The sequence below is a fragment of the Wylensekiella montiformis genome, from assembly GCF_009697385.1.
In the GTDB taxonomy this organism is placed as follows: domain Bacteria; phylum Bacillota; class Negativicutes; order Selenomonadales; family Selenomonadaceae; genus Selenomonas_A; species Selenomonas_A montiformis.
Window position 1 is genome coordinate 1 of the sequence record NZ_VUNL01000004.1, and the last position, 13,348, is coordinate 13,348.

Sequence of the window (13,348 nt, forward strand, 5' to 3'; positions counted from 1 at the left end):
AAAAATGAAGCTTAGTAAAGAAATTGCCGATTGCTTATGTTCATAATCAATCGATGTTTTAAAAACATCTGGCTTGAATCACAAATGATTCATGTTGCATTGTTTAGTTTTCAGAGAACCACCTGAGCTTCATCTTTCAGAACTTTCAAAGTTCTTATCGGATTCAGCTTTTATATTTTATCTCATCCATTTCCGTTTGTCAAGAACTTTTTCTCAACCTCGTAACAAAAACAATGAGATCAGCTGCCGCCGCATCCGTCCCCGGTTGCTGACGACTTGTATTATGATACACGGCTTTTCCCATCCTGTCAACCCCCATTATGAAAAAAAAACACCCCCCCTTAGCATCGGATAAAAAAAGAAGAAGCTGCGGCCAGCTCCTTCTTTTTCACGGAAAGAATCAAAGTTCAATATTGGTAATGATGCGCCCGAGTCTCGTCCCGGACAGCAGATTCCATGTCCACTTAATCGCCACCGTAACGTTTGCATGCGCGCCGGCCAGCCGGATGAGATGGACAAACATCCATGCGCACCAGGCGATGAATCCCGTCATCTGCGGATTGATCTTCGTCCGGTTGACGACTGCTTTGCCGCGGCCGATCGTCGCCATGGCTCCCAAATCCTTATAATGGAACGTTTCGAGATCGTTTTCACCGCGGATCAATTTCATGATATTGTCAAAGGCCGTCTTTGCCTGCTGCGTGGCGACAGGCGCGACAGTTGGCAGAGGACGCTCCGTTCCGTGCTGAAAATGCGCGCAGTCACCGATCGCAAATACCGTGTTGCTGCCTTTAACCTGCAGTTTTTCATTAACGACAATCCGGCCCGCGCGGTCCACCTCACTGCCGCAGTTGGCAATAAACGGAACCGCCTTGACGCCCGCTGCCCAAATCACAGTCTTGGTGGGAATCTCGCTGCCGTCCTTAAGTTTCAGCGTATTGCCGTCATAATCCACGACCTGTGTATCCAGCATGACATCAACGCCTTTTCTGCGAAGGACCTCCACCGTATAGTCACGGAGGTTCGGCGCCATCATCGGCAGGACATTCGGGGTAGCCTCGATGAGTTTAATGGAGACTTCATTGAAGTCCAGCTGGTGAAATTCTTTTTTCTGAATACCGATCAGCTCAGAAATCGCGCCGGCTTCCTCAATGCCGGTCGGACCGCCGCCGACAACGACAAAGGTCAGCATGCGCCGGCGTTCGGTTTCATCGTCTTCCCGCTTGTCCGCACGCTCGAACATGTGCAGAACATGATTGCGGATATGGATGGCCTCCTGCAGCGTTTTCATGCCGAAGGAGTTCTTCTCCACCCGGTCCATGCCAAAGAAATTCGTCGTCGCGCCGGCAGACAGCACCAGATAGTCATAGGGGATCTCCCCATGATTGGTCAGCAGCACCTTGCGGTTCTGATCGACGCCCTGCGCCTTGGCCATGAAGAATTTCACATTTTTATTGTCGCGGAAAAACGTCCGGATCGGATAGGCAATTTCATCCGTGGAGAGAACCGCGGTAGATACCTGATAAAGCAGCGGCTGAAACAGGTGAAAGTTATGCCGGTCAACCAGTGTGACCTCGACATCTTCCCCGGCGAACAGTCTGGCCAGCTTGACGCCGCCAAACCCAGCACCCACAATTACAATACGCGGTTTTTTATCTGCCATGATAACGCCCTCCCCAAGCAACACAGTAAATTGTCACAGATGCTGTACAAGTGAAAAAAATCACGTTATGAGTAAAAAAAGAAAAAGCCTGCTGGTAAAATCTTCACGATATGCAGGATCTTTATGCACAGAAAACGGACAGAATGTGTATTTTTTAACTTACTTACGGTATTCTGTCACCTTGTTTCAACATCTACGAATACTATCATAGCACGTTCCAAGACAAATGCAATAGGATATTTACATTTTTCTGTAAATTTATCATTATATCCTATTTTAGTGTAAATATCCAACGCATTTTATCTTGGTTTAAGGGTTTCCTGAGTGAAAACAATAACTTGTATAGCAAAAAAAAGCAGCTGCGGGATGTGCGCTATGCACACTTCGCAGCTGTTTTCCAAATCACGAACCACTCAATACCGCTTCCGTTTGACCGACGAAGGATACCCCAGTTGTTCGCGGTACTTCATGACGGTCCTGCGGGAAAGCTCCATCCGGCGCTCCTTGAGCAACGTGCAGAGTTTCTGATCGCTGAGCGGCTTATGCGGGTCTTCCTTTTCAATCAGTTCCCGGATCGCGGCCTTGGCCTGACCGGCGATGAAATCTTCACCGCTGCCAGCCTTAGCCAGATTCGCCGTAAAAAATTTTCTCAAAGGCATCACGCCGCGCGGAAGCTCCGCGTATTTATTGGCTACGGCCCGGCTGACCGTCGACTCATGGACGCCGATTTCGTCCGCCACCTCTTTCATCGTCAGCGGACGAAGAAAATCCGGCCCCTTATCGAGGAAATCCCTCTGCACCCGCACGATCTCCGTGACAACGCGGCGAATGGTCGTCCTGCGCTGCTCGATGCTGTTGATGAGCCATGAAGCGGCATTCAGGCGCTGGGTAATATACTTTCTGGTCTCCGCATCGAACGATTCTGCCTTGCGATAGACCGAAGAAATATGCAGATGCGGTACATAATTGTCGTTGAGAATGACCTGATATTCCCCGTCGATTTTTTGGATCAGCACATCCGGCGTAATGTAGGCCGGATCGTCCCCGCCATAAGAGCTGCCGGGCTTCGGATCCAGCTGCCGCACAATGTCCACAGCCAGCTGAACGTCCTGCGGGCGGCAGTGTTCCTGCGCCGCGATCTCACGAATGCGTGATTCGGCCACATCATCCAGATGCCGGTCGATGACAGCAGCGACCAGCCCCTCGTAAATCCCCTGACGCTCTGCCTGCAGCCTGAGGCATTCAGACAGATCACGGGCCGCGACCCCGGCCGGTTCAAAGGCCTGCACACGGCGAAGCACCGCGCTGACCTCCTCCACGGAACTTTGTACAGCCCGGGCCGCCTCCTCAATGGAAAGGGTCAGATAGCCGCGGCTGTCGACCGAGCCGACGAGAAATACGGCGATCGCCCGCTGCTGCAGATCGGAAAAAGTGAAATTCACTTGCTCCAACAGCTCTTCTTCCAGCGTAAGATTCACAGGCGCTGCTTTTTCCCGTCCCGGCTCCCGCTCCTCCGGAGAGTAGCTGCCGCGGTTTTCCTCGTCGCCCAGATATTCGCTCAGACGGGAGATATTCTCCGCCCGCAGCAGCGGATTGGAAGGCTCCGGCGCCGCATCGCCGTAATCCATTTCCAGCGCGGGATTCTCCAGATATTCTTTTTCGATCTCAGCTCTGAGTTCCTGTGCCGAGAGCTGCAGGATCCGTATGGCCTGCTGCAGCTTCATCGTCATGGCCAGATGCTGCGAAAGATTCATATTGAGTGATTGTTCCGCCTGCATAAAAGGATCTCCTCACAACGGGACGCGGCCGTTTTTCCGGATTATTTCTGCGACATAGCCGCAGCGATGGCCGCACCGAGTCCCGAACCGCCGTTTTCCAGAACCGTATCGATATCCGCCGCTTCCTCGCCGAGCAGCTCGGAAAGCGCGCGCAGGATATTTTCCTTGGCCAGCGGCATCTTCTCATACACGGATCCATCAATGGCAATATGCTGTTTTTGCGGCTTGCCGCTGCCCGCCAGCTGCCAGATGATTCCCACATACGAGGCCGTGACCAGACGGGCCGAACGGATGACCAGCGTCTGCGCCAGCTGCTGAACCATCTCACAGTCCGCCTTCTCCAGCGTATGACCGGTCTTGGCGGCGACAATCTCCGCCGTTTTGCTGCGCGCAGCGCTGTCGTCGAGAATGATGTTGCTCATGTCGATACTGGTAAAACCGTACGATCTGCCCTTTTCCTGCAGCAGCTCGGCCAGTGCCATGCCGAAGAGCTCGCCCATATAGCGGCCCGAAACCATCTTCTCCAGACGCTGCTCGCCCGGTTTTTCCGAGTTCTGGTCAAATTCCTGATCCAGACGATTCGGGATCAGCTTCATAAATCCGCCGGATTCCAGATTGAGAATCATCGGCTGCTCCGCACTGTCCGCATACGGTTCGAGATAGCAGGTGTTATGACCGGTAGCATAGATGGAGCCGATATAGACATCCGGCTGCTTATAGGCGGCGGCCAGAAGGACCGCAACCGTATCATTGATCACGGCCGTCGGTTCAACATTGTCAAGGCCCTGACGGTGCAGCGCAGCCTTGAGCAGATCATTGACCACCTGCCCCTCGACGCCGGAAGTCGCAAATTCCTTTGTCCAGATGATAAGTTTTGCATTGTAGAGATTCGTCTGTTCTGACGGGAACGAGAAGGTATGCCCCAGCAGATATTTTGTCGAATGGTCTCCATCGACAGCCTCATCCACAAGTCCCGCGATAAAGTCAAACATTTGCTCTGCCGTGGACCCTTCCCCGATGAAATCATAAATGCCTTCCACCTTGAGCGGCTTTGCCACCTTGCGGACGACTTCAAATTTTCCATTGCCTTCCAGACGGATGCGGAGCACACGGACATTGGTTCCCCCAAAATCCAAAGCCAGATACTCCCCGGTCTCCGCACCAGTCGGCAGCCCGACGTAGGACTTCAGCATGCGCAGCGAAGATTCTGCGGGATTTTCCAGCCCCTTCTGCAGGTCATAACGGAAATCCGCTGCGATCTCGCGCAGCCGGCCGCCGTCCACCGTAAATTCCCGGATGATGTCGTCGAACTGATTCTTGTCGAATGCCATGATACTGTCTCCTTCTCGTTTTGATTTGATACCCTCTATGATGAACCACCAGAAAACCATGCGTCAGAAGCACAGGTCAGCCGGGTGTTTCCAAAAATACCGCAGCGCGATTATTGCTGGTGCTCTGCAATCTCTTCCAGATAAGCCCAGCGATCCATAAGCTGGTCGAGGCGGGCCGCCAGCCGTTCTTCTTCCCGGCTCAGCTCACTGAGACGCCCGTAGTCGGACGCGCATTGCTCCATCTGAAGCCGCACCGCCCGAAGCTCGCCCTCCGTGCTGGCGATGATCCCCTCAATTTCCGCATATTCCTTCTGCTCCCGGAACGTAAGCCGGGGCTGGGAAGCGGTCTTTTTCGGGACAGAGCGGGCGGAAGCTGATTCTTTCTCCTTTTCCGCAGGATGCGAATCGGCAGAATCCGGCTCCGCCTGCCCGGCCAGCTTCTGCCGGTAATAGGTATAACCGCCCTCGTACCTCGTCAGTCTGCCGTCCGGCTCATACACAAATACCCGGTCCGCCAGCCGGTCCACGAAAAACCGGTCGTGCGACACGAAAACAATCGCTCCCGGGAATTTATCGATAAAATCCTCCAAAACCGCCATCGTCTCAAGATCGAGATCATTGGTCGGCTCGTCGAGCAGCAGCACGTTGGGCGCTTCCATCAAAATGCGCAGCAGAAACAGCCTGCGCTTCTCACCGCCGGACAAGCGGGCAATCGGCGTCCACTGCAGGCTGCCCGGAAACAGGAACCGCTCCATGAGCTGCGAGGCGGAAATTCGCGTGCCGTCCGCCAACGTGACAGAACGGGCAGCTTCCTGAATGTATTCGATGGCGCGCAGCCGCTCATCCATCTCCACGGGGCGCTGAGTGAAATAGCCGATCCGGACCGTCTGTCCGATCTTCACCGTGCCGGCCGAGGGTGAAAGACGGCCGGACAGGATGTTCAGCAGCGTCGTCTTGCCCGTCCCATTCCGTCCCAGAATGCCAATACGGTCATGGCGCAGCAACGTATAGGAAAAATCCCGGATAATCGTACGCCCATCCACCGAATAGCCGACATGATCCATCTCGATGACCGTGCGCCCGAGCCGGCTTCCAGCCAGCCCGATTTCCACCTTTTCCTGTCCCAGATCGGGCCGCTGCTCCCGGATCTCTTCATAGCGTGCGATGCGGGCTTTCTGTTTTGTCGAGCGCGCCTGTGCGCCGCGGCGCAGCCATTTCAGTTCATTGCGCAGGAAATTCTGCCGTTTTTGCTCGCTGCGCTCCTCCCGTTCGAGCCGGGCAGACTTCTGTTCCAGAAAGTCCGAATAATTGCCCGTATAAGTATAGGCCCGCCCCTTGTCCAGTTCCAGAATCTTATCCGCAGTGTGATCGAGAAAATACCGGTCATGCGTGACCATGAGCAGCGCGCCCTTCCGGCCGCGCAGGTATTCCTCCAGCCAGCTGATCGTCTCGCTGTCCAGATGGTTGGTCGGCTCGTCGAGCAGCAGCAGGTCACAGGGCTGGATCAGCGCCGCGGCCAGCGCCAGCCGCTTCTGCTGTCCGCCCGAAAGCGTACCGGCCAACGCCTGATAATCCCGGATCCCGAGACGGTTCAGCACCGCCTTGGCCGTGCTTTCGAGCTGCCAGCCGCCCAGCTCATCAATCCGGGCCGTACACTCCATAATCCGCTGACGAATGGATTCATTGCCCGGATCCGCCGCAGCCCCGGCCATGGCCACCTCATAGCCACGCAGGGCCTGCATCAGCGGACTCTGCCCGCAAAACACCTCCATGAGCACCGTATGATCCGGATCGAAAACTTTATCCTGAGCCAGATAGCCGATGCGAAGCCCCCGCATGGTGATCATCGTGCCTGAGTCCACAGGGACAAGCCCGGCCACCGCCTTGAGAAAGGTCGACTTGCCCGTACCGTTGACGCCGACGATGCCGACCCGGTCTCCGGATTCCATACTGAGGTTCACATCCCGGAACAAGGTCTTTTCCCCGTAGCTCTTGGTAAAATTTTCTATCGTAACGATCATAATGATATTCTTCCTATCTGCAAACATTATCTATTATTATACCGTGTTTCAAGACAAAAGGATAGTACAGGAAGCGGAATGCGTTACAGTATACTCCAAACCATCCGGTTTCGCCGTTCATTCGTTCAGCGGCTGAAAAACGCACGGACCAGACGCTGCAGCGCCTGCTGGTCTTCCGCCCCCATCGTCTCGCGGGCAGAGTGCATAGCCAGAATCGGCACGCCAATGTCCATCGTCCGGATCGGCATATTGGCAGACAGCATCGCACCGAGTGTGGAGCCGCCGCGAAGGTCAGAACGATTAAGAAAGCTCTGGCACGGGATCTTTTCGCGGCGGCACAGTCCCCGAATCACGGCTGCGGCCTCAGCATCGCCCGCGTAGGCCTGACTGCAGGCCATTTTCAGCGTCACGCCGCCGCCGAGCCGCGGGAAATTCGTGGGGTCATTCTTTTCCGGCACATTCGGATGAACCGCATGAGCCACGTCCAGCGACAGCATAAAGCCGCGGCTGATATCGGCCCGCGCTTCGCTTTCGCTGAAGCCGAGCGCCGAATAAATGCGGTGCAGGATATCCGGCGCAAGCATGGAGGCCGCCCCCTGCTTCGTCCGGCTGCCGACCTCCTCATGATCGAAGAGCGCAATGCCGCAGACTCCCTCGGTTTCTTCCGCTCCGATCAATCCGTCCAGACAGGCATAGACCGATGTCATATTATCCAGCCGGGACGCCGACAAAAACTCCTGATGCGCGCCAAGCAGGCACGGCGGATCCGTCGGATAAGCCGTGAGCTCATAGGCCAGGATCCGGCTGCGCAACAGGCCGCATTCCTCCGCCAGAAAATCCAGGAAGGCATCCTCTTCCGGCGCGCCCTCCCGGCAGCCGGGCAGCAGCGCAAACAAGGGCAGCATATCCTTCTGCGGATTGAGCGTCTCGCCCTCATTGACCGAGCGGTTCATATGAATGGCCAGATGCGGGATCGTCACGACCGGACGTCCAAGGTCTACAAGACGCACCTCCGGACGGTAGACATCCTCCGCCTCCAGCACGATCTTTCCCGCCAGCGACAGAGGACGGTCCAGCCAGCTGCTCCGGATCATACCGCCGTATACTTCCACATTGAGCGTTCCGTATTCGCGCGTACGCAGCACCGAATGAGGCTTGACCCGGAGGCAGGGAAAATCGGTATGCGCCGCGGCCAGATGAAGCCGGCGGCGCGGCTGCCTTCCCAAACGGAACGCCAGCAAAGACGAGCCGAAAGCACGGACATAATAAGACCGCCCCGGCTGCAGCGACCAGTCTGCACTCAGATCGAGTTCTTCAAAACCAGCCCGCCGCAAACGATTTGCGGCAGCCTGAACCGCATGAAACGGTGAAACCGCTTCCTGCAAAAACGGAATCAGTCCGTCCTGTACGCTGTTCATGTTCATCCCTCCCGTTCCGGTTCTGTCCATCCGTCCCGTTTCAGGCCGCGCCCCTGAACGATCTCCTCGTGCTTTCGGGACAGCGGGCGGGCCAGACGGATCAGCACACGGGTGATGCGGGCGCCATCGACTTCCTCTACGAAAAACAGGCTGCCGTCCGCCGCCGCCATCTGCCCGATGCGCGGCTCGACGCCCAGCTGGTCGTACAGCCATCCGCCGACGCTGTCCACATCCTCGTCCTCGATCGAAATCTCCAATACGTCTTCCAGCTCTTCCAGAAGCATTTTGGCATCCACAGAATAGACCAGACCGCCCCGGCTTTCCGCCGTCGGACGCTCCTCATCGAATTCATCCTGAATATCGCCAACGATTTCCTCGACAATATCCTCGATCGTCACCATGCCCGCAGTTCCGCCAAATTCATCCACAACGATGGCCAGCTGGGAATGGCTGCGCTGCATCGTTTTCAGCAGCACATTGACGTCCATGCTTTCCGGCACGACAAGCGCCTTGCGGGCCAGTTTGCGCAGATTCGGGCGGCGTCCCTCCACCATGACCCGCATCAGGTCCTTGACATGCAAAAAGCCGATGATGTGGTCCTTGTCCTCCCGGCAGACCGGATAACGCGTCAGCTGCTCCGTCGTGATGATTTCCATATTATCCTCGAAGCTGTCCTCCAGATACAAAACCACCATATCCGTGCGCGGCGTCATGATCTCCCGCACATTGAGCTCCGTAAAATCAAATACATTGTCGACAAAATCCGCCTCGGTATCGTCGATAAGCCCCTGACGATGGCTCTCTTCCATCAGCAGGCGGATCTCTTCCTCCGTATGCGCATTCTCGCCCTCGGAAGCCGCCTGAAATCCCATGCGGCGCGCCACCCAATTGGCCACATGATTAAGGACCCAGACAAAGGGGTACATGACTTTATGAAAAATCAGCATGGGAAGAGCGACAGCCAGCATGATTTTTTCCACATTCTGAATCGCCATCGTCTTCGGCGTCAGCTCGCCCATGATGATATGCGCCGCCGTAATGAGCGAAAAAGCAAGAATCAGCGAAATCGTATGACCGATCCCTTCATCTATGCCCAGCCAGCCGGTGACGGGAAGAATCAGCGTCGCCACGGCAGGCTCGCCGACCCAGCCCAGTCCAAGAGATGCCAGCGTGATGCCGAGCTGCGTGACAGACAGCGACGCGTCGAGATGATCCGTCAGCCGTTTGGCATAAACGGCCCGTTTGCTGCCCTCCTGAATCAGCGTCTCAAGCCGCGACGGACGCATCTTGACACAAGCAAATTCCGCCGCGACAAAAAAACCGTTCATGAACACAAGAAAAACGACCAGTACCAGCTGAAACAATATCGGTACAATATCCAAGACGATATTCCCTCCATTTTCTTAAAACCCTTATTTTTGTCCGTTCAGGCATGCGGCTTTCGGCCGGCAGAGGAATCCCTGCGCCTGCGCCCGGCTGATTTCTTTTTCCCCGGACGGGTTTCGCCGCCCGGCAGCGGCCGGAAACGGATGCCCAGCTTCTGCTCCAGCTGCCCGACTTTGGCCATTTCCTTATCGTCGGCCAGCGTAATGACCGCTCCGGCTGCGCCGGCCCGCGCCGTACGGCCGGCACGATGCCGGTACGTCTGCGCCTGATCCGGCAGATCGAGATTGAACACATAATCTATCCCGCCGATATCCAGTCCGCGGGCTGCCAGATCCGTGGCCAGCAGCAAACGGATGCGGCCGACCCGGAAATCGGCGATGGCTTTCTGCCGTTCCTGCTTATTCTGATGGCCGAGGAGCGAGCCCGCCCGTATCCCGTCAAACTGAAGGCGGGCCAGCGTCCGCTCGGCATCAAAGGAACGGTTCAGGAACACCAGACCGCGCTGAACATCAAGGCGCCGGGAAAGTCTTCGCACCATCCCCGCTTTCTCACGAAACGGCACGCGCACCACATAATGCGAACGCTTCTTCTGCGCCGCTTCGTCCTCGCCGACGGTGATGCGCTCCGGGCTGCCGAGAAAATCCGCGCGCTCCAGCGCCTTCTTCGACACCGTCGCCGAAACCATGACAACCTGTCTGTCCTTGGGAAGCAGACGGACAACAGCCGCTGTATCCTGCAGATTCTGATCATCGAGCATCCGGTCAAACTCATCCAGCACCAGCAGAGCAGTGTCCCGGAGCTTCAGTTTGCCCTGACGCGCAAGTTCCAGAATGCGGCCGGCAGAACCTGTGACAAGCTGCGGCTTTTCCTTCAGCTTGTCTGCCTGACGGGCAAGACTCGCCCCGCCGATCAGTCCGAGCACCCCTACGCCCAGTCCCGCCTCACGGCTGAGTGTCCGCGCCACACCCGCAATCTGCATGGCCAGTTCATACGTCGGCGCCAGAATCAGCACCTGTGTCTGGCGCTTGGCAGCATCGATCCGCTGCAGCGCCGGCAAAAGATAGGCCAGGGTTTTCCCGGTTCCTGTCGGAGCCTGAGCGATCAGATTCCGGCCGGACAAAACCCGGCCGATCATTTCTCTCTGGATCCCGGTCGGTTCTTTGATGCCCTGTTCTTCCAGCACCGGGCAGAGCGCTTCCTGTATGCCAAGATCGGCAAATGTCGTCATTGTCTTTCCTTTCTACTCCGCTGCCATCTTAAGCGGCAGACTTATGTGCTTAAAAGCGGCGCCCCCCGGCTGTCGTCAAATGTCGCGGTACAGCGCGGGTAATTGGAGCATCCCCAGAACACCCCGTTCTTCCCGTGAATCTGCCGGAGATGCCCCTCCCGGCAGCGCGGGCAAAGATACTGCGCCGACGGCTGGCTGCCCGTCTCCTTTTTCATATGCTCCATCGGACTGGCCGAATACTTTGGCTTGTCCGCGCCGGAGCCCCATCGGGCGAAGCTTTTTTTGTCCGGAGAAACGTACTCCTTCATCGCCGCAGCGATTTCCGCTTCATAGTCCGCAGGAGAAAACAGCCGGTTGAGCTCTTCCACCTCCCCGGCCGGCGATGCAGCGTTTCGCTGATATCCGCCGGCCGGGCGTCCGGCATTCTGCGGCGTCCGGCGCGCCATCGCCGAAGCCGATACAGCGGCGGGAGCCATGCGCTGCGGGCTGCGGGCCAGCTTCTCTCTGGCCGCATCGAGATCCGGCTTTCCGTCCCGGTCATCGCAGGTCATCCGGCAGGATGGGTAATTCGAGCATCCCCAGAACAGGCCGTTTTTCCCCTTGCGCCGAATCAGCACGCCCTTCTGACAGCGCGGACACACAGGCCCGCCGCCGGTTTTCATCGGCGCACTTCCCGCTTTGCGGCAAAGCTCCCGCGTAAAGGCGATCTGTCCCTGCAGAAATTCTTCCAGCGTTCCCTCGCCCTCGGACATTGAGTGAAGCTTGTCCTCCCAGATCGCCGTGGAATCCGGATACGTCATTTCATCGGGCAGCGCGTCCACGAGCAGATACGCCGCAGGAGTCGGAATCAGGTATTTCTTGCGCCCCTGTGTTTTCATGAACCGGCGCCGGATCAGATCATCGATGATCGTCGCGCGCGTGGCCTCCGTGCCGATTCCGTAGACATCCTTCAGCTGCTTTTTGGCCTCGGGATTCTTGACATACTTATGGATCTCCTTCATACCGGCCAAGAGCGTCGACGGCGTAAAGCGCACCGGCGGCTTCGTCGCCCGCTTAAGGATATCGCCCTTCTGCCAGTCCGCGCGGTCCTTTTTCTTCATGGCCGGCAGCGTTTTGTCGCTCTCGTCCTCCTCCGCGTTCTCGTCCTCTGCCTTTTTGCGCCGGGACTGATACATAACCTTCCAACCCGGGTCGCGCTCCGTGCGGCCGCTGGCCGTAAACAGCTCATCCTGATAGGTGACCTCCACTTTCGTCTGGTCATAGATATGAACCGGATAGAACTGAGCGATGTAGCCGCGCGCGATCAGGTGATATACATTTCGCTCCTCCGGCGTCATGGACGTCACGTCGGCCCGGACGGTCGTCGGGATGATCGCGTGATGTGCGGAAATTTTCTTATCGTTCCAGGCGCGGCTCCGGATCCCGCGGTCCGCTTTCGGCGCCCATTGCGCAAGCTCAGGATCGCCGCAGGAAGACAGATGGGAAAGAATCGTCCCGGCATCGCCAAACTGGCTGACCGGCAGATACTCGCAGTCTGAGCGCGGATAGGTCGTCAGCTTCTTCTCATAAAGGCGCTGCGCCGTATCGAGCACCAGCTGCGGCGCATAGCCGTACCGCTTGCCGGCCAGCACCTGAAGCGAGGACAGGGAAAACGGCAACGGCTGCGGCTCCTGCTTCTTCGTCTTCTGATAAGCAGAAATCACCGCATCATGCGGCTCAGCCTGAAAAGATGCCAGTTTTTCCTCTGCGGCCCGCCGGTCAATCAGACGGTTTTCGCTGTCCAGTCCGGCCATGGTATCGGCCGGTTTCCACTGCGCGGTAAACGTCCCATTCGCATGAAGAAACGTCCCCTTGATCAGATAATAATCCGTCGGCTTGAACTGCTCGATCTCACGCTCCCGCCGCACGACCAGCGAAAGCGTCGGCGTCTTGACCCGGCCGATGGGCAGAACCAGTTTATCATGACCGGCCCGGCGCGCAGCCAGCGTATAAGCCCGGGAAAGATTCATCCCGATCAGCCAGTCCGCGCGCGCTCTGGCCAGTGCAGACTGCTTGAGCGGGAAAAAATCCCGGTTTTCCCGCAGGCTGGCGACGGCCTTCCGGATGCTCGTCTCATCCAGCGCATTGAGCAGAAGGCGTTTGACCGGCTTGGTATTGCCCAGATAATCCAGCACCTCGTCCACCAGCAGCTGTCCCTCGCGGTCCGGATCTCCGCCGTGCACGATTTCGTCCGCTCGCTCGATCAGCGCTTTGACGATCGCGAATTGCTTTTCACAGTCTTTGGTCACAAACAGCTTCCATTCCCGCGGAATGATCGGCAGATCCTCCGCCCGCCAGCGCTTATAGCGCGGATCGTATTCCTCAGGCTCCGCCTGACGCAGGATATGCCCGAACAGCCAGGTCACGATCCCGTCCTTTGTCTCAAGGCAGCCGTCGCGGCGGATCACAGGTCCGGTCAGACACTTGGCCAGTTCCCGGCCGACACTCGGTTTCTCGGCAATAAACAAACGCAAAATAAAAACT

At 57.0% G+C, this 13,348-nt stretch carries 8 protein-coding genes; all 8 read right to left on the reverse strand.

Going from position 1 to position 13,348, the window contains the following annotated elements:
- Positions 1-400: 400 nt before the first annotated feature.
- Positions 401-1,663 (reverse strand): NAD(P)/FAD-dependent oxidoreductase, encoded by a 1,263-nt coding sequence (locus tag FYJ78_RS04275; protein WP_154620185.1) that lies wholly within the window; start codon positions 1,661-1,663, stop codon positions 401-403.
- Between the two features lie 413 nt (positions 1,664-2,076).
- Positions 2,077-3,441, reverse strand: coding sequence for an RNA polymerase factor sigma-54 (gene rpoN / locus FYJ78_RS04280; protein WP_154620186.1), 1,365 nt, complete (start codon positions 3,439-3,441; stop codon positions 2,077-2,079).
- A 41-nt stretch (positions 3,442-3,482) separates the two neighbouring features.
- Complete coding sequence (locus tag FYJ78_RS04285; protein WP_154620187.1) at positions 3,483-4,772, reverse strand: hexokinase family protein; 1,290 nt, start codon at positions 4,770-4,772, stop codon at positions 3,483-3,485.
- A gap of 110 nt (positions 4,773-4,882) precedes the next feature.
- Positions 4,883-6,793, reverse strand: a complete 1,911-nt coding sequence (locus tag FYJ78_RS04290) for an ABC-F family ATP-binding cassette domain-containing protein (protein ID WP_154620188.1) — start codon at positions 6,791-6,793, stop codon at positions 4,883-4,885.
- Between the two features lie 125 nt (positions 6,794-6,918).
- Entirely contained in the window at positions 6,919-8,211 is a 1,293-nt protein-coding gene (locus tag FYJ78_RS04295; RefSeq protein ID WP_154620189.1) for a M18 family aminopeptidase, read from the reverse strand.
- Between the two features lie 2 nt (positions 8,212-8,213).
- Positions 8,214-9,593 (reverse strand): hemolysin family protein, encoded by a 1,380-nt coding sequence (locus tag FYJ78_RS04300; protein WP_154620190.1) that lies wholly within the window; start codon positions 9,591-9,593, stop codon positions 8,214-8,216.
- A gap of 44 nt (positions 9,594-9,637) precedes the next feature.
- Entirely contained in the window at positions 9,638-10,825 is a 1,188-nt protein-coding gene (locus FYJ78_RS04305) for a DEAD/DEAH box helicase (protein ID WP_154620191.1), read from the reverse strand.
- A 41-nt stretch (positions 10,826-10,866) separates the two neighbouring features.
- Positions 10,867-13,338: a DNA topoisomerase 3 gene (locus FYJ78_RS04310; protein WP_154620192.1), complete on the reverse strand. Its 2,472-nt coding sequence runs from the start codon at positions 13,336-13,338 to the stop codon at positions 10,867-10,869.
- Positions 13,339-13,348: the final 10 nt, after the last annotated feature.